Raw genomic sequence first — 25,956 nt, 5'->3', positions numbered from 1 at the left:
AATAACAATGCGCCAACTCGCCGCCTCAAGCTACCTCAAGATCCGCCTTCTGCTGCTGTTGCCCCTGTTGGGCTTGCTCGGTGCCTGTGCGCAGATGCCGGCCGCGCTGCCAATGAAGGAGGCCGTTGAACGCAACACGGTTACCTCGGTCGATGGCGAATGGCGGATCAGCACCCTCGGCAAACGCATTCGCATCGAGGCCGGGCGCGCTTACGCAGTCGACCCCTGGCTGCACCTGGGGGTGATGCAGATCCAGCCCGGCATGGTGGTGTGGCAGAACGTGCGTCGCACCGCGCCGGCGCAGTTCGCCGGTGACGATCTGCCGCTGCAGGGCGCTTTTAGCGCCAGCCTGAATACCTCCGGGCAGATGGACGTGGCGGTTCAGGGGGCCCTCGGTCCGGTCCGCTATCAGCTCATCCCGGTCGATATCGACAACCGCACGGCTTATGAGGCCGAGATGCGCATGGCCGGGCCGCCGGTGCCACCGGTCGGTATTGTGCCGCCGATTCCGATGCCCGACCCGACCCCCGCGCCGCCCCCGCCGGTGCGCAATGACGTCACGCCGGGTTGCGGTGGTTTTGGCGAGACGCCTTGCAGCAAGATTCAGCCTGTCGCCAAGGGCAAGGCCAAGAAGCTGGGCTGCCCGGGGCGGCAGTCGTATTTCTCGTCCGTGCGCGGCGGTAGCTGCTGGGTGTGCCCCGATGGCTACAAGCGCACCGCGCACAAGCTCGACCATCCCAAGGCCTGCCGTCAGCGTGGCAAGCTCATTGGTGGCCCGTACAAGCGCGCGGTCTATCAGAAGCAGGCCTCGGGTTGTGCAAGTGGCCAGTTCAATGTCTTAGGCACCTGCATGTCTTGCCCCGCCGGCTATGAGCGTGACGGCGTCGGCGCGGTGTCGTCCAACCGCTGCAAGCCGCTCCGAGGCAACTTTGGCTGCGACGGTAACCTGCGCCCGGCCAAACAGCCGCCCAAGCTCAAGACCATGCTCAGCAGCCTGTTCGGCACGAAGAGCGGCAAAGCGTGCGCGCCGGCCTTCGATATCAGGGCCGCGGCGCGTCAGAACCTGCCGCGCTCAAACCAGCTCAAAAACGCTGCCAAGGAGTTTCTTGACGGCATGTTCTCGAGCAAACAAACGCGCAAGGCGTATCGAAACGCGCTGATCCGGCGTGACTGGAAGGCGGCAACCGAGATACTGATCGGTCAGCAAAACTTCATCCGCGTCGTCAAACTCGCTCGCAGCCTCGGATATCGCGAGGTCACGGTCGGCGCCGGGGGCGATGTGGCTGTGCTCGGCGGCATCAATGGCGAGCTGGGGCTGGTGGTCAATACCGGTACCGGTCGCCTGCGGCCTTATGCCTCGGGAGGGCTGAGCAAGGGCGCCGCGGTGGGTGTCGATGGCAGTGTGGTCATCGGTTTCTGGAAACTGCCCTATGAAACCGGCCATACGCAAGGCGTGGTTGGTTCGATCAGCGGCGTGGTCAGTGTCGGGGGCGGCGCCTGGTACACCTACTTCGACCCCGGCACCCGTGCCCAGGAGCGCTTGGCCGGCTTCACTTTCAGCGCCGGCGTCGGGCTGGGGGCGGAGTACGGCGAGTACAACGAAGTGGGCACCAAGGTGTGGGACCAGGTCGGCGTGACGGTACCGGTGCTGTAGGCTCGCTCTGGTGTCATCACACTGCGGCCGGGCGGGTAGTCCGGCCGTTTTCTATTGGGGGCGCCCGCCAATATGGGGTGTCGACCCCATTAACGCTGCACCCGTCGCGCTCGAGAATGAATCACCAGCCGACGCAAGGGCCACCCGCCCGAAGCGCACCGGCCATGGCTCTCATTCGAACGACTCAAGGAGCGCATCATGCCAAAGCAATCGACACCTCTTGCTCGACAGATCCATTCGGCCGCACTCGCCGTGATTGCGGCTGGCAGCCTGCTTGGCGCCAGTGCTGCGCATGCTGCCAAGGGCTATCCGGTGTGTCTTTATCTGTACGAAAAAGCTGGCGAGCAGAAGCTCGAAAGCGAGCGCTCCTGCGTGCGTTGGGGTGGCCACGGCATCAACGGCGTGGGCGGCGATGAGAAGAAGTTTCGTGACAAGGATCTGAAGAAAGATGTTCCGCACTTTGAACTGCCGGTGCAGTACATCGGGCTGAGCTCGGGCTGGGGGGCGACCGTCTGGTACGAAAACGCCAGCGGCAAGCTGACCAAGACCCGACTCACCCAGGACGGCCCGGTCGATATCCGTCGCGGCAAGCTGCGCGGCGTGTGGGCATACGAACTCAATGACAAGGTAAAGGGCTATCCGGTGTGTATCTACACCAGCCGGCATGACATGCGGGCCAAGAAGGACGATCTGTGCCTGCGTTACGGCGAGTACAGCGACATCCGCCACACTGGCTGGGGCCGCGCTGGCAAAAAGGTGGACTTCGTGAAATTGCGTGAGGGCTATCGCCTGGAGCTCTACCCCGAGCCGAACTGGAAAGGTGGCCTGTTCTACCAGACGAAGAGCGGTCGTCTGCCCAAAGAGATCCGCAACAAGGTGCGCTCGATGCGTGTTGTGAAGATCCCCTGAGCCAGCGCTGGCGTGGTGCCTGCCTTATCGGCATCCGTGCATGGAGCAGGTATTCTCTGCGCCATGATTCTGCAGATTCTCCTCAGCGGCATTGCCACCGGCTGTATCTACGGTCTGGTGGCCTTGTCGTTTGTACTGGTCTACAAGGCCACCGAGGCGGTGAGCTTCATGCAGGGCGAACTGCTGATGGTGGGCGCGTTTGCTGCCGTGGCGCTGGCGGCCGCGGCGGGTTGGCCGGTGTGGCTGGCGGTGGGTGTGGCGGTGGTGGGCATGGCGCTGGCGGGTGCGTTGGTGGAGCGGCTGGCGCTGCGGCGGGCGATGGGCCAGCCGCACCTGACGGCGGTGCTACTGACCTTTGGCCTTGGACTGATGCTGCGCGGTGGCGTCACGACCGTGCCGGCCGCGACGCATGGTGTGCACCAGTTGGCCTTGCCTGGCTTGCTGGGGCAGGTGCAGCTCGGGTCGCTGACCGTCAGTTTCGCGCACCTGGGGGTGATCGCCGCCACCGTGTTGACGTGCGCCGCGCTGGCGGCTTTCTTTCGATTTTCGCGGGCCGGCCTGGCCTTGCGGGCGTGCTCCGAGAACCCGCGTGTTGCGGCGATGATGGGTGTGTCGGCGTCTGGCATGCACACCCTGGCCTGGGCGCTCGGCGCGGCGCTGGCGGCGCTGGCCGGCATTTTGATGGCACCGGTCACCTTTGTGCATCCGGGGATGGGGGTGGTGGCGCTCAAGGCCTTTCCGGCGGCGGTGATCGGCGGCATGCACAGCCTGCCCGGCGCGCTAGCGGGTGGGGTGTTCATTGGCGTGGCCGAGGCGCTGGCCGGGCGCTATCTGCCCGAAGGCGCCAACCATGTGACAGCGTATGTGTTGATGCTGGTGGCTTTGCTGTGCTTTCCGCGCGGGCTGTTTGCGGGGCGCACGGCATGAAGCAGGCGCTGGCCTTGCTCACCCTCGCGGTGGCCACGGTGTGGGCACTCGGGCTCGACTACGGTCTGGGCCAGCTCGCCTTTGTGGCGACCTGGGCCATCGCCGGGCTGGGGCTGGTGATCATTCTCGGGCAGAGCGGTCAGATTTCGCTCGGGCATGGCGCGTTTCTGGCGGTGGGGGCGTATTTGCAGGCGGGGTGGGTGGCGCTGGGCGGGCCGCCTTTGTTGGGCCTGGCGGTGGCGATTGCCGGTGGCGCGCTGCTCGGTGCGCTGGCGAGTTTGCCGGGACGGCGCTTGGGCGGGCTGGCCTTTGGCATGAGCACGCTGGCGGTGGCGCTGATTGTGGAAGAGGCGCTGGTGCGTTTTGACGGCCTCACCGGCGGGGCCTCGGGCTTGAGCGTGCCGGCACTGACGTTGGCGGGCTGGGCGGTGGTCGATCCGCTGCCTCAGTTTGCGGTGAGTGCGACGGCGCTGGCGCTGGCCTTGCTCGTCTGCCGGCGGCTGTTGAACTCACGCGTCGGCCGGGCATGGCGGGCGGTGCGCGACGATGAGGGCGCGGCGGAGGCGAGCGGTATCGACACCGCGCACGCCAAGGGGCTGGCCTTTGCCGTGGGCGGTGCGTTGGGCGCGCTGGCCGGGGCGTTATACGCGCATTGGCTGGGTTACCTCAGCCCGGAGCAGTTTGGGCTGCATGTGTCTTTTGAGTTGCTGATGCTGGTGTTTGTGGGCGGCGCGAGCCGCTTGATGGGCGCAGTCTGGGGTGCGGTGGTGATTGTCGCGCTGCCGCAGGTGATTGCGCTGTTGCGCGATGCCTTGCCGGCCGGGGTGGCGAACATGGCGGGGCTGGAGTTGGTGGCGTTCGGGCTGGTGCTGGTGGCGGTGGTGTTGTGGCGACCGGCGGGGCTGGTGCGTTAGGGGCGGAAATGCGTTGCGCGGCGCTGGCGGGATGAGTGTTTTGTTGGAGGCGTGAGGTGGGTGTTGGGCGCCGCTTTGCTCAACCCAAGCTACCCGGTCATGAGCCAAGCAAGGCGGGTTGAAACCCGCCCCACGGCGCTGGTCGTGATGCCTGAGTGCGGCGGGCCGAGGCGCGATGCCCCGGCCCGCCGTGACCGTTTTACTGCATGGCCATCGGGTTGAAGGGCTTGCCGTTGACAGTGAGCTGGCCGTTCTTGAAAGCCATGGTGGATTTGACCACGCCGCCGTCGCGGGTGATGAAACCCTGTCCGCTCAACTCTTGCAGCTTGCCTTCGAATTGGGCGGTGACCATGTGCAGGTCGTCGTCGGAGACGGTGCCGGTCTCGCTCATGGCGGCTATCTGAGCGCTGGCGCGGTCCTTGGCCATGCTCAGCAGCAGGGCTTCGGGCAGGGCGATGTTGGCACCGGCGTCGAGCACGGCCATGATCAGGCCCGGATTGGCCATGGCCTCAGGCGTGATGCCGGGGGCGCTGGCGCGCAGGTCGAGATGGGCATTGCCGTGCGGGGTGGTGAAGCTCAGGCGGTCGAGCGAGAAGCTGGGGTTGTGGCCGAGCAGCGCCATGGCCGGCTCGGCCAGCGGTGCCAGGGCCAGTTGCGGATCGGCGTCGGGGCCCATCATGGCGGGGTTGGAATAGGCTTCGAGCAGCACGCGGTAGAGCTTGGCGATGGTGCGCGCGTGCAGGTGCTTGAGCGACAGGTCGTAGTGGGCGGGGCCGTAGTTGGTACCGGAGATGTCGACAATCTCGGCACCCATCCTGGCGCTCATGTCGATGAAGTCGCCCTGCACCGGCATGTCGATGTCGTAGCTGATCTGCTTGAAGCTGACCTGGCCGGCGTCTTCTTCGGGGATGTTCATCTGCATGGCATCGATGGTGATGCGCTGCTTGCCCGAAAAGAGCAGGGGCTCGTCCTCGAACATGCGCTGCTGCTCACCGGTGAAGCGCATGCCGGTCATGAGCATATGCGCGCCGGCCGGGTCTTTGACCTCAAGCTTGGGCGCTTCGCCGTTCATGGTGTAGCGGCTCATGCCGGGCGCGAAGTCGACCGTGGCGCGGATGCCTTCCCAAGCGATATTTACCGGCTCGCCGGTTTCGGGCTTGGCGAACTGAGATGCAAACGCCGGGCTCAGCACGGTGGCGGTGCCGCTGCCGTCGAGCTTGAAGACCGTGTGGCCGGTGAGCGGTTTGTTGTTGCCAAACAGCTTGGCAACTTCGGCTTGCGTGGCGGCGTCGAGCACCAGCTCGCTATCGACCACCGCCGCGGCCAGTGTGCCGCCGGCAAAGGGGCCGTGCTGGATCTGCGAACGGAAGCTGATGCGCATCGGCTCGGCCGGTGGGGCATCGGGGGTGGCCTGCTGTACGGCCTGCATCATTGCGCCAAACAGTTCGACCGTGACCGACTCGGTGGCGCTGAACACACCGCGCTCATACGTGCGCTCGACGACCTTCATGTACGGCAGCGTCTCGACCTGCTTGTACTGCGCGCTGAGGGTGGATTCGACTTGTGAGCCGAGATACCACGCGGCCGCCGGATAGGCGACGACGGGAACGGCAAGCAGGGCGAGCCAGGTCTTCTTCATTGCGGGTGAATCCTATGATTGAGGTGTTTGGGCATGCCGGTGCTGCGGCAGCTGGCGAGTATAACGGCATCATAAGCAGGCGGTGTGACGGGCCGAGGCTTGAGTGGCGCCACCGGTTTGGCGTGATAATGGCCGTTCAGAAAACAACAAAAGAGAGGGCGCCGTGCTGCGACGATTCTTGATGGCCATGGTGGCGGGTGTGTTTGCCAGTGGGGTGGCGCAGGCCGAGCCGGGCGTGACGGCGGGCATGATACGGGTGGGCACGATTCAGGATCTGTCAGGCCCCATTGCCATGCTGGGCGCACCGATTCGCGATGGCATGCTGCTGCGCTTTGAAGAGGCCAATGCCCGCGGCGGGGTGCACGGACGCACGCTGGAATTGCATGCCGAAGATAGCGGCTACGACCCGAAGCGCGCGGTGCTGGCGACCCGCAAGCTGCTCTCGCGCGACAAGGTGTTTGCCTTTGTGGGCAACCTTGGTACGCCGGTGGTGATGGCCTCGATGCCGCTGGCGCTCGACGCCGGCCGGCCGCATCTGTTCCCGTTCTCGCCGCATCAGGCTACGTATTCACCGCTGCATCCGCTCAAGTTTCAGCTCTTTGCGCCCTATCAGGACTACATGAGCGCGGCGGTGCGCGAGATGCTCACGCGCGGTGGCTACCAACGGGTTGGGCTGCTGTTTCAGGACGACGACTACGGCCACGAGGTGAAGAAAGGCGTCGAGGCCGGTCTGGCGCAGCGCGGCCTGACGCTGGTTGAGGCGGTGGGCTACAAGCGCGGCGCGACCGACTTTGCGAGCCAGATTGCCCGCCTGCGCGCGGCCGATTGCGATCTGGTGGTGCTGGCCACCGTGGTGCGCGAGACCGTGGCCTCGGTGGCCGAGGCGCGCAAGACCGGCTGGACCGTCGACATGCTGGTCACCGCCTCGGGCTACTCGGCACAAACCCATGCGCTGGGCGGTGCGGCGGTTGAGGGCTTGTATGGCGTGAGCGTGATGCCGTTGCCCTACGCCGAAGGCGCCAACAGCGCGCTGGCCGACTGGATTGGCCGCTACCGTCAGCGCTTTGGCGCGGCACCCAACATCTGGAGCGCCATGGGCTACAACGTGGCGGACGTGTTCATCCAGGGGCTTGAGGCGGCTGGGCCGGAGCTCACCGCATCGCGTTTTGTTGCCGCGATGGAAACCGTGCACACCACGCGCGACTTCTTCGGCAGCCCGGAGTATCGCTTCTCCAAAACCGATCATCTCGGTAACCGCGTCGGCCGGCTGGCGCGCATCGAGAACGGGCGCTGGGCCTTGATCAGCGATTATCTGGAATGAGTGCGCCGTCATGACACAACCCCTCACCATTACGGTCGCGTTGACCGGCGCCTCGGGCATGGCCTACGGGCTGCGGCTGATCGAATGCCTGCTGGGCGCGGGCCACACGGTTTGGCTGCTGTATAGCCAGGTGGCCCAGATCGTGGCGCAGCAGGAGATGGACTGGCACCTGCCCTCGCGCGCGGCGGAGGTGGAGGCCGAGCTGTCGGCCCGCTTTGGCGCAGCGCCGGGGCAGCTGCGTGTGTTTGGTCGCGAGAGTTGGTTTGCGCCGCCGGCGTCGGGCTCCAATCCGCCGGATGCGATGGTGGTTTGCCCCTGCACCATGGGCCGACTGGCCTCGATTGCCAACGGCATGAGTCAGGACCTGATCGAGCGCGCCGCCGATGTGGTCATCAAAGAGGGCCGAAAACTGGTGCTGGTACCGCGCGAAACGCCGTTTTCTGCCATCCATCTCGAAAACATGCTCAAGCTCTCGCGGCTCGGCGTATGCATCCTTCCGGCGAATCCAGGCTTCTACACGCGCCCCACGTCGGTGCAGGACGTGATTGATTTTGTTGTTGCACGCATCCTTGATCAGCTTGGAATCGCGCATGCGCTGATGCCGCGCTGGGGCGAAACTGATTGAATTTTCAGTGGTTTTGTGTGCTGCGACATTCTAAATAATCCGCTTGTGCATTGATTGGCATCAATTCTGCTACTGGATAACTGCTGCGGTGCAACGAAGGGCTGCTGGCTAGTTATTCAGCATTGCTGCAGCCCAGCATTCTGTCCGGTGGTGGCGCTGAGTGCCAGTGTTCATAGGGGTTTCCCGCAGTGCTACCACGTTGTATTGCTGCCGAACAGTTGTTTAAATAGGGGTATGCCCGGCTACGAGCCGGCATGACAGTGGACCGACCAGGCCTATCCGAAAGCCTGGCTCCCACGCTAACCAGATTAAGAACTGGAGGAGATGTTGATGAACTTCAAGCGGATTTCCGTGTTGACTGCTGCCGCGACGGCCGGTCTGATGATTGCTGGCACCGTGCAAGCGGGTGCGACTTTCGATGCGGTGAAGAAGAAGGGATATGTGCAGTGTGGTGTCAGTACCGGTTTGCCAGGCTTCTCGGCCACCGACGACAAGGGCAACTGGAAAGGCATCGACGTGGATGCTTGCCGTGCCGTTGCCGCCGCGATGTTTGGTGATGCGAGCAAGGTGAAGTACACCCCGCTCAACGCCAAAGAGCGCTTTACCGCGCTGCAGTCTGGCGAGATCGACATGCTGCCGCGTAACACCACCTGGACCTTCACCCGTGACACCAGTCTGGGCCTGAACTTTGCCGGCGTGAACTACTACGACGGTCAGGGCTTCATGGTCTCCAAGAAGCTGGGCGTGAAAAGTGCCAAGGAGTTGTCCGGCGCATCCGTGTGTATTCAGGCCGGCACCACCACGGAGCTGAACCTGGCGGACTACTTCCGTGCCAACAAGATGGAATACAAGGCCATCACCTACGATAGCTCGGACGAAACCGTCAAAGCCTTCGAGGCCGGCCGTTGCGACATGCTGACCTCCGACCAGTCGCAGCTGTACGCACTGCGGATCAAGCTGACGGACCCGAACAGCGCCATGGTGCTGCCGGAAGTGATCTCGAAAGAGCCGCTGGGTCCGGTCGTGCGTCAGGGTGACGACGAGTGGTTCAATCTGGTGCGCTGGTCGTTGTTTGCTCAGATCAACGCCGAAGAAGCGGGCATCACCATGAAGAACGTCGACGACATGATGAAGAGCGCCGACCCCAACATCCGCCGCATCCTCGGTATTGAGGGCGTGAAGGGTGAGTTCCTCGGCGTTGATGACAAGTGGGCCTACAACATCGTCAAGCAAGTGGGCAACTACGGCGAGATGTTTGAGCGCAACGTGGGTGAAGGCAGCGCGCTGAAGATTTCGCGTGGTCAGAACGCACTGTGGAACAAGGGCGGTATTCAGTACGCGCCGCCGATTCGCTAAGGCGGCCAGCGGCCCGGCGCTTCCTCGTGGCGCGCCGGGCCGCCCTCTTTCTCAAACCGTCTGAGGCATACCATGGCTGATGCAAGCCCCGAGCGGGAGACTCCCGCCAAGCCACGGCTTCTGTCCGATCCCAAGTTCAGAGCACTGGTTTTCCAGATAATCGCCAGCATTACCGTCGCGGCGTTTATCTTCTTCATCGTCCGCAACACCCTGACCAACATGGAGTCGCGCGGCATTTCGACCGGTTTCGGCTTTCTCGACAGAGCCTCCGGTTTCGGCATTCTTCAGTCGCTGATCGAATACAACGAAACCTCAACCTATGGCCGCACCTTTTTGGTGGGTCTGCTCAACACCATTCTGGTGTCGGTGCTCGGTGTTTTCTTTGCCACGATCATCGGTTTCATCATGGGCGTGCTTCGCCTGTCGTCGAACTGGCTGATCAGCAAGCTGGCGGCGACTTACATCGAAATCTTCCGCAACATTCCGTTGCTGCTGCAGATCTTCTTCTGGTACTACGCCATCGGCTTCAATCTGCCGGGGCCACGCCAGGCCATGTCGGTCGGCGATTCGCTGTTTCTCAGCAATCGCGGTTTGTATATCCCGGCGCCGGTGTTCGAGTCGGGCTTCATGGCAACCGGGCTGGCGATCATCGCGTCGATCGTGGCGGTCATCTCCCTGGTGCGCTGGGCGCGAAAGCGTTTTGAAGCGACCGGGCAGTTGTTCCACACCGTGTATGCGTCGCTGGCGATCCTGATTGGCGTGCCTGCGGTGGTGTTTTTTTCCACCGGTGCGCCCATGCACCTCGACTACCCGGCCTTGCAAGGCTTCAACTTTCAGGGTGGGGTGGCGATCATCCCCGAGCTGTTTGCGCTGGTGCTGGCCTTGTCGATCTACACCGCGGCCTTTATTGCTGAAACGGTGCGAAGCGGCATCCAGGCGGTGTCGCACGGGCAGACCGAGGCGGCGAGTGCGCTGGGGCTGCGTCCGGGCTGGATCTTGCGTCTGGTGGTGATTCCGCAGGCGATGCGGGTGATCATCCCGCCGCTGACCAGCCAGTACCTGAACCTCACCAAGAACTCGTCCCTGGCGGCTGCCATCGGCTACCCGGACCTGGTCGCGGTGTTTGCCGGTACCACGCTGAACCAGACCGGTCAGGCCGTTGAGATCATCGCGATCACGATGAGCGTGTATCTGGTGCTCAGCCTGATCATTTCGATCTTCATGAACTGGTACAACGCCAAGATGGCGTTGAGGGAGCGTTGATCATGAGTCATGACTTTGCTCCACTGCCCGATCTGCCGCCTCCCGCATCTTCCGTGGGCGTCATTGGGTGGCTACGACGCAACCTGTTCTCGAACACCATCAACTCGTTGCTCACGCTGTTCGCCATCTATTTGCTGGCGACCTTGCTGCCGCCTTTGTTCAACTGGTTGTTCTTCGATGCGGACTGGATCGGCGACAGCCGCGACGCATGCACCTCGGGCGGCGCCTGCTGGGTGTTTATCAGCGCCCGGTTCTCCACCTTCATGTACGGCTTCTTCCCGGAGAACGAGACCTGGCGGATCAACCTGATCTACATTGCGCTGATCGCGTGCATGGCCCCGTTGTTCATGGAGGGCTTCCGGCACAAGGTGAAGCTGGGCGTGTTCGTCATCTTCATCTTCCCGATCTTCGGCTTCATCCTGTTGTTTGGCGGCGTGTTTGGTCTCGAACAGACCGAGACCTCGCAATGGGGCGGTCTTACGCTGACCCTGTTGCTGGCGTCGGTGGGCTGCGTGGCCGCCTTGCCCTTGGGCATCATGCTGGCACTGGGCCGTCAGGCCACCAACATGCCGGCGGTGAAGTCGATGTGCGTGCTGTTCATCGAGTTCTGGCGCGGCGTGCCGCTCATTACCGTGCTGTTCATGTCCTCGGTGATGCTGCCGCTGTTCCTGCCCGAAGGCGTGAGCTTCGACAAGCTGCTGCGGGCGCTGATCGGTATCACCCTGTTTCAGTCGGCGTATATCGCCGAAGTGGTGCGCGGTGGCCTGCAGGCGATTCCCAAGGGGCAGTACGAGGCGGCCGATGCGCTGGGCCTGAGCTACTGGAAGAAGATGGGTCTGATCATCCTGCCGCAGGCGATGAAGATCGTGATTCCGGGCATCGTCAATACCTTCATCGCCCTGTTCAAGGACACCACGCTGGTCATCATCGTTGGCCTGCTTGACGTCTTGGGCATGGTGCAGAACGCCTTGAACGACCCGAACTGGCTGGGCTACTCGACCGAGGGCTATGTGTTTACCGCCTTCGTGTTCTGGATCTTCTGCTTCAGCATGTCGCGCTACAGCCAGGCGCTGGAACGCAAGCTGCACACCGGACACAAGCGCTGACCCAACAGGTCGCGCCCGTTATCGAATAAAACCTGGAGATGGCCATGACAGCTGCCGTTCCGAATACCGCCGCAGAAAACGAAGTGATGATCGAGCTTCGCGGCGTCAACAAGTGGTATGACAAATTCCATGTCTTGAAAGACATCAACCTGCAAGTGGCCAAGGGCGAGCGCATCGTGGTGTGCGGACCCTCGGGCTCGGGCAAGTCGACCATGATCCGCTGCATCAACCGCCTCGAAGAACACCAGAAGGGGCAGATCATCGTCGACGGCACCGAACTGACTTCCGACCTGCGCCAGATCGAACAGATCCGCAAGGAAGTCGGCATGGTGTTCCAGCACTTCAACTTGTTCCCCCACCTCACGGTGCTGGAGAATCTGGCGCTGGCGCCGATGTGGGTGCGCAAGATGCCGCGCAAGGAAGCCGAAGCCATCGGCATGCAATACCTCGAGCGGGTGAAGATCCCGGATCAGGCCAAGAAGTATCCTGGCCAGCTCTCCGGGGGTCAGCAGCAACGCGTGGCGATTGCCCGCAGCCTGTGCATGAGTCCGCGCATCATGTTGTTCGACGAGCCGACTTCCGCGCTCGACCCCGAGATGATCAAGGAAGTGCTGGACGTCATGATCGAGCTGGCCGAGTCGGGCATGACCATGATGTGCGTGACGCACGAAATGGGCTTTGCCAAGACGGTGGCCGACAAGGTCATCTTCATGGACCGCGGCCAGATCGTCGAAAGCAACCCGCCCGAGGAGTTCTTCAACAACCCGCAAAACGAGCGTACCCAGCTCTTCCTCAGCCAGATCATCGGCCACTGAGCGTGCCCGGCGCGGCGGCGCCGGTCTTGCTAGAATGTTTCATCCGCTGGCGGGCGCCCCGGGTCATACCGGGGCGCCCGCTGCCATTTACGGCCCGGCATCAGGCTTTGCCGGCCGAACCATGACGCGCCGTTTTCATGAGTCAAACCACGACACTTCCGCTGTTCCCCCTCCAGGCCGTGCTGTTTCCGGGCGGGCACCTGCCACTGCGCATTTTTGAGCCGCGCTACATGGACATGCTTGCCGAGTGCCTGCGGGTGAAGTCGACCTTCGGCATTTGCCTGATCGCCGCCGGCGGCGAAACCGGCGAGGCTGCCGTGCCGCATGCGGTGGGCACCGAAGCCCGGGTGGTGGCCGCCGATGCCGATACGGTGAATGAAGTGAATATCGTGGTTGCGGGCGAGCGCCGATTCCGGATCACCGACCACAGTGTCGATCGCATGCAACTGCTCACCGGCGAGGTCGAATGGCTGCCGCCACTGCCGGTTACGCCGCTACCGGCCGCGCAGGCCAATCTGATTCCGCTGCTTGAGCGCATCGTCAAGGATCTGGGCGAGCGCGTGCCGCAGCCGCATCTGTTTGAAGACGCCGAGTGGGTCGGCGCGCGTTACGCCGAGGTCTTACCGATCTCGCTGCTGGCGCGCCAGAAGCTGCTCGAACTCGACGACGTGGTGAGCCGGCTGGAGATCATCCAGCAGTATCTCGGCCAGCGAAACCTGCTTTAGTGGTCTGCATTGCAATTGTCGTCATCCGTGTAGGGCGGGTTTCAACCCGCCTTGGTCGGCTGAAGCCGACCCGACGCGGTATGGGGACTTCGCAAGCGCTACGCTAGGGCCCCGCGTAGCGCGATAGCAAAGTACGCACTGGCGCCGGCAGTGCCGCGTCGGCCAGCTTCGACAGTGGAAGCCATTGCTGCGTATCGGCCAGCCGGGGCGTGGCATCGGCGGGCAGGAGGATGTGTTCGGGCGTGATGTCGAGCACAAAATGCGTGAAGGTGTGGCGCAAGACCTCGCCTGTACTGAGCGCTAGCGCCGAGGTGCCAAATAGCGTGGAGAGCCAGTCAGCGGTCGTGGCGTCGCCGATCTCCGGCAGCACCAGCAAGCCCCCCCAGATGCCTTTGGGCGGGCGCCGTTCCAGCAGCACCTCACTTCCCCGTTGAATGATCGCCAGCCGGCTTTGACGTCGCGGCGGGCGCTTGCGTGGGCGCGGCGTCGGGAGCGACGGGATCTGATCCGTGAGGCGAGCGACGCAATCCTCGGCCAGCGGACAGGCGGCGCACTTTGGCGTGCCGCGGGTGCACACCGTGGCGCCCAGATCCATCTGGGCCTGAATGTAGTCGCCGATCTGCGCGTCCGGCAGCAGCGCTTCGGCCAGCGTCCAAAGTTGCTTCTCGACCGCTGCACTACCCGGAAAACCTTCCACGCCGAACGCCCGGCACAGCACGCGTTTGACGTTGCCGTCGAGAATCGCCGCCCGCTCGCCCTGCGAAAAGGCGGCAATCGCGGCGGCGGTTGAGCGGCCAATGCCCGGCAGCGCGGCGATCTGCTCCGCCGTGGCCGGAAACTGCCCGCCGTGGGCCGACATGACCTGCCGCGCGCAGGCGTGCAGATTGCGCGCCCGGGCGTAGTAGCCCAGGCCGCTCCACTGCGCCATCACCGCCTCGACCGGCGCGGCTGCCAGTGCGGCCAGATCAGGGAAGGCGGCCAGAAAGCGCGCGTAGTAGGGAATCACCGTCTCCACCTGCGTCTGCTGCAGCATGATTTCGGACAGCCAGATGCGGTAGGCGTCGCGGGTGTTCTGCCAGGGCAGATCATGGCGGCCACACTGGCGATGCCAGGCCAGCAGACGGGGGGCAAAGGTCGAGGTTGGGTCGGTCATGTGGGGCGTCAAGGTCGACGGCGGCGAACAGGCGGGCGATAATCGCCTGCTTATACTAAAAAACAGCCGGCAATTGCCGGATTCCCCGACTTCTGGTGAGCTGAATGAGTCAATCCAACAACGCGCAGGACGACCGCGCCCTGCGTGATTCACTGGGCATGTTTGCGACCGGCATCACGGTGGTGACGGCGCGCGCCCCCGATGGTACGCCGATCGGCCTGACCGTCAATTCCTTCAATTCGGTGTCGCTCGACCCCGCGCTGATCGTCTGGTCGCTGGCCCGCCACCTGCCGAGCGTGGACGTCTTCATCGACTGCGAGTATTACGCCATCAACGTGCTGGCGCATGACCAGCAAGACCTGTCTCAGCGCTTTGCCACCCGTGATATCGATAAATTTGCCGGCCTCAATTGTCGTGATGGCCTGGGCGGGGCGCCGCTGCTCGACGGCTGCAGTGCCTGGTTCGAATGTCGCAACACCACGCGCCACGAAGGTGGCGATCATGTGCTCTTCCTGAGCGAAGTGGTGCGCCACGACCGCAACCCGCACGATCCGCTGGTCTATTTTGGTGGGAAGTACCGCCGCCTCGCGCCCTGAGCGTTTGCCGTGGTGGCCGCGTCGGCCGATTCGTCCGGCGCTCGGCCGAATGTGAGTTTTGACAAAGCGGTTTCGTCGACCAAGATGGGATAAGGCATGAACGCCCCATCACAGGAGAGCCGCGCCATGACGCCCACCCCCTTGATCATGAAGCCCGAAGACCGCCGCGCCGCGCTGAGTGTGGTTGGTACGCAGGTCGCGGTCTTGTCGGACGGGCATGCCGACCTGAAAATCACGCTGCAAAACGGCGAAGAAGGTGCCGGGCCACCGCCTCACCATCACGATTGGGATGAGGCCTTTTATGTGATGCGGGGGCAGGTGAACTTCGCTTTCGGTGACACCGCCACCCTGTGCCCGGCCGGCACGCTCGTGCATATCCCGGCCGGCGTCGTGCATGGTTTCAGCTACGGTGCGGGCGGGGGCGAGATGCTTGAGGTGACCGGGCCGCGCAGCCAGGCGGTGACCATGTTTGCTGCGCTCGACCAACTCGCCTCGGCCGGCGAGTCCGCGCCTGAAAAGCTGATCGCGGTGACCGCCGCGCATGGCGTCACGATCTGCGGATGAGCTGTTCTGGCGCGCCCCCAGTCCCGCTGAGGGTTTGATAGCGGAGATGGCTCATTCGCGCCGTCGCGCTTCGCCCGGCCCGTAACCCATGATCCGTTTGAAGGCGCGGGCAAACGCAGCTTCGGAGCGATAGCCGCAGCGCTCGGCCACTTCCGGTACGCAAATCCGTTCTTCATTCAGCAGATGCCGTGCATGCAGCATGCGCCATTCGGTCAGTAGATCGATCGGGCCGCGACCCAGCGCTTCGCGAAAGCGCTGGGCGAAACCCGAACGTGACAGATGCGCCTTTTCGGCCAGCTCCGCCACCGTCCACGGGTATTCCGGCTCGGCCAGCATGGCGTCCAGCGCCGGATGCAGGCGCGGATGGGTAAGCGCCGCGGATAACCCGGTGGCCGGCGTGGGGTGGCGCGTCATGCCCTCGCGCAGCACAAACAGCAGCAGGGTTTCGGCCAGGCGTTTCAGCAGCGGATCGGTGTTTGGCGTGTCGCGGGCCGCCTCCTGAAACAGCAGTTGCGTCAGGCTGGCCAACGGCTCTTCATTGGCCTGAATCACCAGCGCATTGGGCAGCGTCCCACGCAATAGGCGGCAGGTGGCCGGGTCCACATCCAGATAGCCGCAGATCAGTGCCGTCCCCGCAGATGGTGCGGCCAGCGAAATCATTTCGCTGATCTCGGTGTGACCAAAGCGTGGGCTGATGTCCGAACGGTGCGCCAGTAGGTGCGCGCTGTCCCATGGCAGGATCAGAATATCGCCGGCACCCAGCGCGCGTGGCGCTTTGTCCGGCAGATGCAGCCAAGTGCGGCCGTGACCCACAATATGAAAGGTCATCCGGCCCTGGCCGGAGGTGTCCACATGCCATTGATTGCACATCTGACCGCGAAACGACACCTCAACCCGCGGCGCAAGGCGGCGGAGCAAAGCGTCAATCGGGGTGTCGCGGCGTTCGGGCTGAAGGCAATCCATGGCAGGTCTCCTGGGTGACAGGCAATGGACATTGCGTTGTCATCGCAGAAGACCCGAGCACGGACGAAGGGCTTACATCGCGGTCATCACTTTCCGCTTGCGGCGCATCCAGCCCGCCATGCCGAGTCCACCCGCCAGCAGCGCGAGCGTGCCTGGCTCCGGTACTTCAGAGATGGTGATGCGCGCGACCTGATAGCCGTCAGCGGTGAAATCCGCATTGGGGAAGGCCGTCAGAATCGGGCCACCGGCGTTGAAACCGCCGTGCAGTGCTACCACGCCGCCCTCTGCCGTGCCGGTATCTGCCACCATCTGCCCCAGCACCGGCGTGTCGGCGGCCGCCTCGGTGTTGACCTCGGTGCCGGCGTCCCAGATTTGCGAGCCAAGAATCATGATGCTCTGGCCGTTCACATTGCTGCCATCGCGCACCTTGTAGGCGGTCGGATTGCCGTTACCGAAGAACGCATCGTTGCTGGGCAGAATCATCGCGGCAAAACTCAGATAGAGATCGGTCGAGCCGGTGCCCAGATCCAGCACGATTTCGCCGCTGCCGCCAGGGCCGAAGATCGGTGGCGAGCCCGGGCCAATGCCGGGGCCAAACACCACCCCCTGCATGCCGCTGGAAAACAACGTGCTGAGCGGGCCGGGGTTGCCGTCCTCGGCCACGCGTTCGAGTTGGGCGCTGGCGGGCGCGCTGGCATCGAACAAGTCGAAGCTGCCGTCGTGCACCCCCACCCACACCGGGGTGAACAGCGTGCCGGCAGTTGGCGCCAGGTTCTCGACCTTGATCTTGATGAGCGCGGCCTGGGCGGCCGGCGCGGCGAGAAAAGCCGCGCTGCTGACCGCCAGCAGGGCAGTAAAGCGAAGGGAATGGCGCATGTCGGTGTCTCCTTTCTTGGATGAGCGGGCCGGCAGACAAGCGCGTGCCGGTGGCACCTTTAATCTAGGAGGCGGCCGGCGTTCACACCATGCGCCAGCGTCCACGGTTTATGACGGAAGCTCTGCTGGCGGCGGCATGACCACAGCGCGCTGAATCTACCCGCGCTAGCCATTGGCGGCTAAAATAATGCCTTTGGAATGAACGGTTGGTGATGCCTTATGGGCGGCGTTTGGGTCTGGATCGCGGGTGGACTGTTTTTTCTTTTCTTTGTTGCGCTCGGCCAGGGGCTCAACGCGCCGTCCGCCGATGTCTCGGCCGCATCCCTTGTGGTGATGGTGTTGTCGGCTGTCGGCTTCGTGACGGTGTATCGCCGCAGTGCGCGCCGTCGTCGCGCGCATGTCGCAGAACTCGCGGGCACCCATGCACGACAGCTCGAGTCCTTGCTCACGCGGATCGATGACCCGAGCTTCGAGCATCGAGTCGGGAACATTTCATTTTTTTTTCAAGGCGCCGGGGCTGCGGCGTTCTCCGGTCTTATGGGCGTGGCGCTTGTGAATGACGTGCAGGGGACCTATCTTTCGATGGGTGTGGGCTGGGTGAGTGTTGCTGTGGCGGTGTTCGTGGGCCTCGTGATTTTGCCGGCTATCGGCCGCGATGCGCTGGTAATGAACACCGAAGGATTTGTAACGCCGCACACCGTCAGGGTGCCGTGGCATCTGGTTTCCGATGTGACTTTTCTGGAACGCACGGCGAAGGGCTACAGAGTGGGGTATTCCTTGAACATTTCGCTCGGCGAGGCACCCCGAACGGTCTTTCGACCGTGGTCAATCTTCCGCTACTCACCGGCGAAACGGGTGATTGTCTCGGTTCTGTTTGGGCGGTCGGTAGCGCACCGTGACATCGACTTTCTGCTGTTCTGCGCTTTTTGCGCGCGCGCCCAGCCCGGAAACCTGAATTTTCTGATTCACTTGCCCGAGGCGTACCGAAAGAAGCTGCTGGCGAGGCTGGATTCGGACCAGTGGCTGAAGCTGCTCAATGGCAGACGAGGTGCTGCCGTGGTGTAACGGAGGTGCGTGGAGCGGGTGAAGGGAATCGAACCCTCGTATGCAGCTTGGGAAGCTGCCGTTCTACCATTGAACTACACCCGCACGCTTGGGATGGCCGCGAACGCGACAGCGCGGATTGTAGCCTTGCCGCTGGCGCTTTGGCAATTTGCCTGCGCCGGCCGGGGTCGGGGTGCGTGCTACAATTTCGGCTTCTTTTTGCCTCGCCAAGTACCGTCATTGTGATGATTTCAGTGCATATCAATGGTCAGCCCGAAACGCTGAACGCGCCCCTGTCGGTGGCCGACTTGTTGCAGAGCAAAGGCCTGGTCGGCAAGCGGTTGGCAGTCGAGCGCAATGGTCAGATCGTGCCGCGTGGTGTGCACGCCGATACCGCGCTGGCCGACGGTGACACGCTGGAGATTGTCGTGGCCGTCGGCGGCGGCTGATTGACTGGCCTTTTTCCCCTGATTCTTATTCGGTAGCCTCTCCATGAACGACGCACTCGTCATCGCTGGCAAGACCTATGCCTCCCGCCTGTTGGTGGGTACCGGCAAGTACAAGGATTTCGACGAAACCCGCGCGGCGATGGACGCCAGCGGGTGCGAGATCGTGACCGTGGCGATCCGCCGCACGAATATCGGCCAGGACGCCAACGAGCCGAACCTGCTCGATGTGCTCCCGCCGGATCGCTTCACGATTTTGCCCAACACGGCGGGCTGCTACACCGCTGACGACGCCGTGCGTACACTGCGCCTGGCGCGTGAACTGCTCGATGGGCACCCGCTGTGCAAGCTGGAGGTGCTGGGCGATCCCGACACCTTGTTCCCGAATATGCCCGAAACACTCAAGGCCGCCGAGACGCTGGTCAAGGATGGTTTCGACGTGATGGTGTACTGCTCGGACGACCCCATCCAGGCGAGGATGCTCGAGGACATCGGCTGCGCCGCGGTGATGCCGCTGGCGAGCCTGATTGGCTCGGGCATGGGCATTCTCAACCCGTGGAACCTGAAGCTGATCATCGAGCAGAGCAAGGTGCCGGTGATTGTTGACGCGGGTGTGGGCACGGCCTCGGATGCGGCGATTGCGATGGAGCTGGGCTGCGACGGCGTGCTCATGAACACCGCCATCGCCAAGGCGCAGAACCCGATCCTGATGGCGAGCGCCATGAAGAAGGGCGTCGAGGCCGGCCGCGAAGCCTTCCTGGCCGGGCGCATGCCCCGCAAAACCTATGCAGCCACGCCCAGCTCGCCCACCGGCGGCCTGATCGGCGGCTGACCCCGCTCCCTGCCCGGCGCGCAGGCGCCGGGCCAGCAGACCCTCAAGATGACTGACACCCACGACACACCGGACGCACCCGAGGCTGATGGCCGCATGTCGCACCGTGCGATCCGCAGCTTTGTGCTGCGCCAGGGCCGCATGTCCGACGCCCAGACCCGCTTCCTCGAGGCCAAGATGCCGGTGGTCGGCATCGCCTACCGCAACGCCCGCATTGAACTGGCCGAGGTGTTTGGCCGGCAGGCCGCGCAGGTGGTGGAGATCGGCTTCGGCATGGGTGACGCCACCGCCAAGATCGCCCAGGCACTGCCCGACACCGACTTTGTCGGCATCGAGGTGCACGGCCCCGGCGTCGGCAATCTGTGCAAGCTGATCGATACCGACAACATTCCCAACCTGCGCATCATCCAGCATGACGCGGTCGAAGTGCTGCAGGCCATGATCGCGCCGGACAGTCTGGACGGCGTGCATGTGTTTTTCCCCGATCCGTGGCCGAAAAAGCGGCATCACAAGCGCCGCCTGATTCAACCCGAGTTTGTCGCGCTGCTGGCCAGCCGGCTCAAGCCGGGCGGCTACATTCACTGCGCGACCGACTGGGAGGAGTATGCTGTTCAGATGCTCGAGGTGCTGTCGGCCGAGCCCTCGCTGGTCAACACCGCCAACGACTACGCACCGCGACCCGACTACCGGCCGCTGACCAAATTCGAACAACGCGGCCTGCGGCTGGGCCATGGCGTATGGGATCTCGTCTTCCGACGTCGATAACACTGACCGACCCCGAGGATAGGCACGTATGTGGCGTTTTCTGACTGCACCGTTTCGTGGCGTCTGGCGATTGATCGACGGCCTGCGTCGATTGTTGGCCAATCTGATCCTGCTCTTGCTGGTCACCGCCATCGCGCTGGCCTGGTGGTTGAGCCGCGGGCCCGACATCGCCGATGGCAGCGTGCTCTTCCTCGCGCCAGAAGGCCGGCTGGTCGAAGCCGCCACGCCGCCGGCGCCTGCCGACCTGTTGCAAGGCGGGCGCGGTGTGGGTGAAGTGGTGCTCGACGATGTGCTGGTCGCCATCCGTCGCGCCGCGACCGATTCGCGCATCCGCGCGCTGGTGATCGAAACCGACCGCCTCGGCCCGGCGCCGATCACCAAGCTGGCCGCGATACGCGACGAGATCGCCACCTTCAAGGCCAGTGGCAAGCCGGTCGTTGCCCGTGCCCGCCGCTACAACCAGGCGCAGTACTACCTGGCCACGGCCGCCGACCGCATCGTGCTCGCCCCCGACGGCTATGTGCTGATGCAGGGCCTGGCACGCTATGGCACCTACTACAAGCGCGCGCTCGACCAGCTCGGCGTGAAAGTTCAGGTGTTTCGCGCCGGCAAATACAAATCCTTCGTCGAGCCCTACACACGCAGTGACATGTCGCCCGAAGATCGGGCCGTGACCCGCGAGTTGCTCGATACGGTGTGGAGTCAGTTGCGCAGTGATGTGTCCGCCGCGCGCAAGATCGCGCCGGCGGTGGTGGACGATTACGTGATCGACTATCGCCGCTTGATGGCCGCGGCCGGTGGCGACACCGCGCGGATGGCCAAGGCGCAGGGCCTGGTCGACGACCTGATGGACGACAACGCCTGGGCGCGTTTCCAGCACACCGAGCTCGGGCTGGATCCGGTGCAGATTGCGGCTGCGCGTGTTGATATCGACGGCTATCTCGCCGCGACCCAGGGCTGGACGCCCGATGAGGGCGAGGCGATTGCCGTGCTGACGGCCCAAGGCGCCATCGTTGACGGCGACGGCCCGCCGGGCACAGTCGGCGGCGACCCCACCGTGGCCATGCTCCATGCCCTGCGTGACGACCCGCGGGTGCGCGCTGTGGTGGTGCGCATCGACAGCCCGGGCGGCAGCGCCTTTGCGTCCGAACAGATTCGGCTCGCCATGCAGTCGCTGCGCGACGCGGGCAAACCGGTGGTGGCCTCGATGAGCTCGGTCGCCGCCTCCGGCGGTTACTGGATCGCAACCGGCGCCGATGAGATCTGGGCCGCGCCGATGACGCTCACTGGCTCGATCGGCGTCTTCGGCCTGTTCCCCGATGTGTCCGCGCCGCTGCAGCGCCTGGGTCTGGATGTGGATGGCGTCGCCACCGCACCGCTCGCTGGCGCGCTCGACCCGCGTCGCCCGCTGTCGGACGACGCGAGTGCCGCGCTGCAGATGGGGGTTGATCACACCTATGATCGCTTTTTGCAACGCGTGGCCGACGCGCGCAACATCAGCGTTGATGCCGCCGATGCGGTGGCGCAGGGCCGGGTGTGGATGGGGCGCGAGGCCAAGGCGCGCGGGTTGGTCGATCAGCTCGGTGGCCTGGATCAGGCCGTGGCCGCCGCGGCGCGTCTCGCCGGGCTGAGCAGCTATCACAGGGTCGAGGCCAGCATACCGCTGCCGCTGCGTCTTCAGTTGCTTCAACAGCTGGTGCCCGAGCTGTCACCGGCCTCTGGTGCGGTGGGCGGGCAATGGCTCGCGCAGCTTCGTCGCGATGCGTTCGAGATGCTGAGCTGGAACGACCCCGATCATCTTTACGCGCATTGCCAATGCGCGCCGCTCGCACCGTGAAGCGTTTTGTTGCAGTTTGCCGGCCGATCAGGGGGTACTCTGATCGGCCATATGACGAAAAAGAGGTTGGGGTAATGGCGGCGAAATGGCTGGCGATTCTGAGTGTGTCTGTGTGGCTGGCGGCGTGTAGTTCTGCGCCACCCGCGTCGGTGGTGGAAGCACCGCCGCCCGATCCGGTCACTGGCGAGCCTGGGCAGATGGAGTTTGTCCTGAGCAGTGGTCGCTATCGTTGCGACGCCGGGCAGAGCGTCGATGTCTTCCGCAGCGCCGAAGACCGCAACCGCATCAATGTCGGCTGGCATGGCGAGTTGGTCGCGCTTGCGCGCAATCCCTCGGCCTCGGGCCTGCCGCGCTACGAGAGCGCGAGCAGTGATCTGGTATGGATTGATCTGCCGTGGAAGAGCGTGCTGCTCGACGACCGCAAGGGCAAACCGCTGGCGAGTGACTGCAAGCCGGTCTGACGCGCATCGGCGGACGCAAGGCTTTTTGTCGACGGCTGATCTCGAGGTATGCGTGAAAATGCCAAGCGTATAGATTGGCGGCCGCTCGGTATTCGATAGTTTAGAACTTCGGCATACTTGTTGGTGACGTGGTAATGACGATATCATTTGCGCTCATTTTATTCGAGCCGCCGACGTCGTCCCATGGAACTACGCCTTCCCCCCTCCGCCGGCTGGACACAGCATCGGCGGTTGATGCGCCTGACGACGCCCGCGGGCAACGATGTGCTGCTCGCCGAAACGGCGACCATCCACGAAGCCATCGGCCCGCTGAGCGAGCACAGCGGCCTGCGTATCGCGCTCACGGCGGTCAGTGAAGATGCCCACCTGGCACTCGACGCCTTGCTCGGCCAGCCGGCCCGACTCGATCTGCAAACCGCGCTGTCCCGCGTCGAAGCCCGCCCCTTTCATGGCCACATCACCGCCATCTCCAGGCTAGGCGCCAATGGGGGCTTCAGCCGCTATCGACTCATCATTGAGCCCTGGCTGGCCTTTCTTGCTCATCGCCAGGACAGCTTTATCTTCCAGCAGCGCAGTGTCATCGAGATTGTCGATGCCGTGTTCTCCCGCTGGGTGGGGCAGGGCTGCCTGAACCCCGCCTGGCGCTGGGATCTCGCCGACCCCGCGCGCTACCCCAAGCGCGGCACCACCACGCAGTACCAGGAAAGCGATCTGGCTTTCGTGCGTCGTTTGCTGGCCGAAGAGGGCCTGTTCTGCTGGTTCGAACACGCCGTCGATGACACCTCCGCCTTCGGCCAGCATACCCTCGTCATCAGCGACCACAACGCGGCCTTCACCGACAACCCGCAACCCGTGTTCCGCTTCACCCAGCCCGGCGCCACGATGCGCGACGACAGCGTCGACCGCTGGCATGGCATTCGCCGGCTGGATACCGCCGTGCTCGCCGCCGGCAGCTGGGACTACCGCAGCCTCGACCCCCGCGATCAGCACGACGAAAGCCGCATCGACAACGGCCACAGCCCAAGGTTGGCGGCAACCGACGACCCTGGCCAATACGCCTGGCAAGACCGTGCCCACGGCGAACGCATGCTGCGCGCCCAGCGCGAAGCGATCGACGCGCGCGCCAAACAGTTCCTCGGCCAGGGCACCGTGCGCACCGCCGCGCCAGCCAGCGCCTTCACCCTCGTCGAGCACGCCGAACATGAGTTCGACCCGCCCGAGTCGCGCCACTTCGTCATTACCGACATCATCCACTGCGCCCGCAACAATCTGGACGAGCACATTCCCGGCGGCGCCAGTGCGACCACCGATTCGGTCCTTTCAGGTACCGATGGCGGGTTGAAGCCCGCCCTACAAAAGGCTGCCGCTGCCCCGCAAGGGCACAAATCCGTCGGGCCGGATTCATCCGGCCGCACCGCCTCCGAACACAGCACACCCCCCGTCGAGCTCTATCGCAACCACTTCCGTGCCATCCGCAGCCACATCCCCTGGCGCCCCTTGATGGCCGACGGCCACGGCCGCCACATTCACCCGCGCCCCACCGTCTACGGCGCCCTCACCGCCGTCGTCGTCGGCCCCGGCACCCCCACGCACACCGATCGCGACGGGCGCATTCTTGTCCAGTTTCCTTGGCAGCGTGGCAGCCACAGTGCCAATCGCTTCGACAGCGCCGAGCACGACAACGCCCCCGCCAGCGACGCCCTCGGCGCCTGGGTGCGCGTCATGAGCCCCGCGGCTGGCGCCAACTGGGGCGGTCACTGGACGCCGCGACCCGGCCAGGAAGTGCTCGTCGCCTTCGACCACGGCAACATCGACCGCCCGGTCATCATCGGCGCGCTTTACAACGGCCAAGGCAACGACGACGCCCCCGGCAACCGGCTCGGCGCCGCCACCATGGCCGCCAGTGCCAACGCCCCCGCCTTCTTCGCCGGGCGAGCCGCCGAACCCCATCGCCACAACGCCAGCCTCTCCGGCCTCAAGACCCAACAACTGAGCGCGAGCCGCCACGGCCAGGGTGGCGCCAACCACCTCATCTTCGACGACACCCCCGGCGAGCCGCGCATCAGCCTGGGCAGCACCGAATACGCCAGCACCCTGAACCTTGGCCATCTCAAACAACAACACGACAATGCCCGCCTCAAAGACCGCGGCCACGGTGCCGAGCTGACCACCCACGCCGCCGTCGCCGTGCGCGCCGGCAGCGGCCTGCTCATCAGCGCCGATGCACGGCCGGGGGCCAGCGGCACGCATCTGGATAGCCGTGAGGCCCTGTCGCAGCATGAGGACGGCAAATCGCTCACCATCGCGCTCGCCGACGTGGCGGCCAAACAAAACGCCGCATTGGCCGGCGACGCAGCGGCAGACCAGCTCCCGGTCAGCGAAGGGCTCAGCCGTGGCATCGACACCCTCGGCGCCACGGCCACGCGCGGCTCAAGCGCCAATGGCGGGTTGAAACCCGCCCTACAGCCGGCCGCCACCGCGCCAGGAGCATCCGCCCACACCGTCGCGCAAGGCCACCCTTCCGTCGGGCCGGACTCATCCGGCCAATCAAGGACCGGCCATGCCAGCTTCAAAACCGTTGCCGGCGGCGAAGGCACCGTCCCCGCCTGGTCCGCCCCGCGCCTGCAATACAGCGCCCCGGCCGGCATCGCCCAACTCACCCCGGCCAGTGCCATCCTCGTTGCCGGCAAAACCCTCAGCCTCGCCGGCCAGGACATCAACCTCGTCGCCCAAGGCAATCACAGCCTCGCCGTCAAGGACGGCATCGCCCTGTTTACCGTCGGCAAGGCCGGCGGCAACAAACCCAACACCGAGACCGGTATCGCCCTGCACGCGGCCAGCGGCAAAGTCAGCGTACAAGCGCAAAGCGGCCAACTACGCGCCGCCGCCAACAAAACCGTCACGCTCGCCAGCACCGGCGCCAACCTCAAGGCCAGCGCCAAAACCCACCTTCTGGCCACCGCGGGCGGCGCGTATCTCAAGCTCGAAGGCGGCAACATCAGCCTCCATGCACCGGGGCCGGTCAAGCTCAAGGCGAGCATGAAGAATCTGACTGGACCGAAGTCGAGCAGTGTGGGCGGAAGCCTGCCGAAGGCGGGGGATTTGCGGGTATGTGCGGCGGTCGCTGCGCAGGCGGGCGCGTCGGGCGCTACGGCCATATAACGA

General features: G+C 64.4%; 24 protein-coding genes and 1 tRNA gene. 20 read left to right on the top strand and 5 right to left on the bottom strand.

Translation table 11 applies throughout. The features are described from left to right. The first annotated feature begins 7 nt into the window (after positions 1–7). The 4 genes from FHP91_RS04035 (at position 8) to FHP91_RS04020 (ending at position 4,404) form a co-directional block, all read left to right on the top strand. Positions 8–1,654, top strand: a complete 1,647-nt coding sequence (locus FHP91_RS04035; protein WP_144308360.1) for a hypothetical protein — start codon at positions 8–10, stop codon at positions 1,652–1,654. 198 nt (positions 1,655–1,852) lie between these two features. Beyond that, on the top strand, positions 1,853–2,563 hold the full coding sequence (locus FHP91_RS04030) for a hypothetical protein (protein ID WP_144308359.1): 711 nt from the start codon (positions 1,853–1,855) through the stop codon (positions 2,561–2,563). A gap of 63 nt (positions 2,564–2,626) precedes the next feature. Next, complete coding sequence (locus FHP91_RS04025) at positions 2,627–3,490, top strand: branched-chain amino acid ABC transporter permease (protein ID WP_144308358.1); 864 nt, start codon at positions 2,627–2,629, stop codon at positions 3,488–3,490. Next, complete coding sequence (locus FHP91_RS04020; protein ID WP_144308357.1) at positions 3,487–4,404, top strand: branched-chain amino acid ABC transporter permease; 918 nt, start codon at positions 3,487–3,489, stop codon at positions 4,402–4,404. The genes FHP91_RS04025 and FHP91_RS04020 overlap by 4 nt, the downstream gene beginning before the upstream one ends. Positions 4,405–4,603: 199 nt before the next feature. Here FHP91_RS04020 and FHP91_RS04015 read toward each other — a convergent pair whose 3' ends face one another. Next, positions 4,604–6,043, bottom strand: a complete 1,440-nt coding sequence (locus tag FHP91_RS04015; RefSeq protein ID WP_144308356.1) for a YdgA family protein — start codon at positions 6,041–6,043, stop codon at positions 4,604–4,606. Between the two features lie 181 nt (positions 6,044–6,224). Here FHP91_RS04015 and FHP91_RS04010 point away from each other — a divergent pair, with 181 nt between their 5' ends. The 7 genes from FHP91_RS04010 to FHP91_RS03980 all read left to right on the top strand — a co-directional run bounded on the left by FHP91_RS04010 (position 6,225) and on the right by FHP91_RS03980 (position 13,254). Beyond that, the gene (locus tag FHP91_RS04010; protein ID WP_144308634.1) at positions 6,225–7,364 is read left to right on the top strand and encodes an ABC transporter substrate-binding protein; all 1,140 of its coding nucleotides are present in this window, start codon (positions 6,225–6,227) and stop codon (positions 7,362–7,364) included. A 10-nt stretch (positions 7,365–7,374) separates the two neighbouring features. After that, a complete protein-coding gene (locus FHP91_RS04005) occupies positions 7,375–7,989 on the top strand; it encodes a flavin prenyltransferase UbiX (RefSeq protein ID WP_144308355.1) in 615 nt (204 codons plus the stop codon). A gap of 330 nt (positions 7,990–8,319) precedes the next feature. Continuing rightward, a complete protein-coding gene (locus FHP91_RS04000; protein ID WP_222105100.1) occupies positions 8,320–9,345 on the top strand; it encodes an amino acid ABC transporter substrate-binding protein in 1,026 nt (341 codons plus the stop codon). 72 nt (positions 9,346–9,417) lie between these two features. Next, entirely contained in the window at positions 9,418–10,608 is a 1,191-nt protein-coding gene (locus tag FHP91_RS03995; RefSeq protein ID WP_144308353.1) for an amino acid ABC transporter permease, read from the top strand. Positions 10,609–10,610: 2 nt separating this feature from the next. Beyond that, positions 10,611–11,714 (top strand): amino acid ABC transporter permease, encoded by a 1,104-nt coding sequence (locus FHP91_RS03990; RefSeq protein ID WP_144308352.1) that lies wholly within the window; start codon positions 10,611–10,613, stop codon positions 11,712–11,714. A gap of 86 nt (positions 11,715–11,800) precedes the next feature. Further along, positions 11,801–12,529 (top strand): amino acid ABC transporter ATP-binding protein, encoded by a 729-nt coding sequence (locus FHP91_RS03985; RefSeq protein ID WP_186301450.1) that lies wholly within the window; start codon positions 11,801–11,803, stop codon positions 12,527–12,529. A gap of 137 nt (positions 12,530–12,666) precedes the next feature. Continuing rightward, positions 12,667–13,254: an LON peptidase substrate-binding domain-containing protein gene (locus FHP91_RS03980; RefSeq protein WP_144308350.1), complete on the top strand. Its 588-nt coding sequence runs from the start codon at positions 12,667–12,669 to the stop codon at positions 13,252–13,254. A 103-nt stretch (positions 13,255–13,357) separates the two neighbouring features. On the opposite strand, the gene mutY is transcribed toward FHP91_RS03980, so the two are convergent. Then, positions 13,358–14,407, bottom strand: coding sequence for an A/G-specific adenine glycosylase (gene mutY, locus FHP91_RS03975; protein WP_144308349.1), 1,050 nt, complete (start codon positions 14,405–14,407; stop codon positions 13,358–13,360). Positions 14,408–14,511: 104 nt separating this feature from the next. Between mutY and FHP91_RS03970 the strand changes: the two genes are divergently transcribed. Next, a complete protein-coding gene (locus FHP91_RS03970; protein WP_144174436.1) occupies positions 14,512–15,003 on the top strand; it encodes a flavin reductase family protein in 492 nt (163 codons plus the stop codon). A gap of 126 nt (positions 15,004–15,129) precedes the next feature. Next, on the top strand, positions 15,130–15,567 hold the full coding sequence (locus FHP91_RS03965; protein WP_222105099.1) for a cupin domain-containing protein: 438 nt from the start codon (positions 15,130–15,132) through the stop codon (positions 15,565–15,567). A gap of 51 nt (positions 15,568–15,618) precedes the next feature. On the opposite strand, the gene FHP91_RS03960 is transcribed toward FHP91_RS03965, so the two are convergent. Both FHP91_RS03960 and FHP91_RS03955 read right to left on the bottom strand, forming a co-directional pair. Continuing rightward, on the bottom strand, positions 15,619–16,530 hold the full coding sequence (locus tag FHP91_RS03960; protein WP_144308348.1) for a cupin domain-containing protein: 912 nt from the start codon (positions 16,528–16,530) through the stop codon (positions 15,619–15,621). 72 nt (positions 16,531–16,602) lie between these two features. Continuing rightward, entirely contained in the window at positions 16,603–17,406 is an 804-nt protein-coding gene (locus tag FHP91_RS03955) for a spondin domain-containing protein (protein WP_144308347.1), read from the bottom strand. Between the two features lie 219 nt (positions 17,407–17,625). Here FHP91_RS03955 and FHP91_RS03950 point away from each other — a divergent pair, with 219 nt between their 5' ends. Further along, positions 17,626–18,471, top strand: a complete 846-nt coding sequence (locus FHP91_RS03950; protein WP_144308346.1) for a hypothetical protein — start codon at positions 17,626–17,628, stop codon at positions 18,469–18,471. A 10-nt stretch (positions 18,472–18,481) separates the two neighbouring features. On the opposite strand, the gene FHP91_RS03945 is transcribed toward FHP91_RS03950, so the two are convergent. After that, positions 18,482–18,555 (bottom strand) — tRNA-Gly (locus FHP91_RS03945). Positions 18,556–18,695: 140 nt separating this feature from the next. On the opposite strand from FHP91_RS03945, the gene thiS reads away from it, so the two are divergent. The 6 genes from thiS to FHP91_RS03915 all read left to right on the top strand — a co-directional run bounded on the left by thiS (position 18,696) and on the right by FHP91_RS03915 (position 25,953). Then, positions 18,696–18,899, top strand: coding sequence for a sulfur carrier protein ThiS (gene thiS, locus FHP91_RS03940; RefSeq protein WP_144308345.1), 204 nt, complete (start codon positions 18,696–18,698; stop codon positions 18,897–18,899). Positions 18,900–18,942: 43 nt separating this feature from the next. Next, the gene (locus FHP91_RS03935) at positions 18,943–19,728 is read left to right on the top strand and encodes a thiazole synthase (protein WP_144174426.1); all 786 of its coding nucleotides are present in this window, start codon (positions 18,943–18,945) and stop codon (positions 19,726–19,728) included. Positions 19,729–19,776: 48 nt separating this feature from the next. Continuing rightward, entirely contained in the window at positions 19,777–20,493 is a 717-nt protein-coding gene (gene trmB / locus FHP91_RS03930; protein ID WP_144308344.1) for a tRNA (guanosine(46)-N7)-methyltransferase TrmB, read from the top strand. A 28-nt stretch (positions 20,494–20,521) separates the two neighbouring features. Then, positions 20,522–22,330, top strand: coding sequence for a signal peptide peptidase SppA (gene sppA, locus FHP91_RS03925; RefSeq protein ID WP_144308343.1), 1,809 nt, complete (start codon positions 20,522–20,524; stop codon positions 22,328–22,330). Positions 22,331–22,404: 74 nt separating this feature from the next. After that, entirely contained in the window at positions 22,405–22,791 is a 387-nt protein-coding gene (locus tag FHP91_RS03920; protein ID WP_144308342.1) for an MliC family protein, read from the top strand. A gap of 183 nt (positions 22,792–22,974) precedes the next feature. After that, a complete protein-coding gene (locus tag FHP91_RS03915) occupies positions 22,975–25,953 on the top strand; it encodes a type VI secretion system Vgr family protein (RefSeq protein ID WP_222105098.1) in 2,979 nt (992 codons plus the stop codon). Positions 25,954–25,956 lie beyond the last annotated feature (3 nt).

It is taken from the genome of Denitromonas halophila (assembly GCF_007625155.1).
Taxonomy (GTDB): domain Bacteria; phylum Pseudomonadota; class Gammaproteobacteria; order Burkholderiales; family Rhodocyclaceae; genus Nitrogeniibacter; species Nitrogeniibacter halophilus.
Note: the sequence above shows the minus strand (reverse complement) of the source record. Positions and strands in the feature narration are given on the sequence as shown.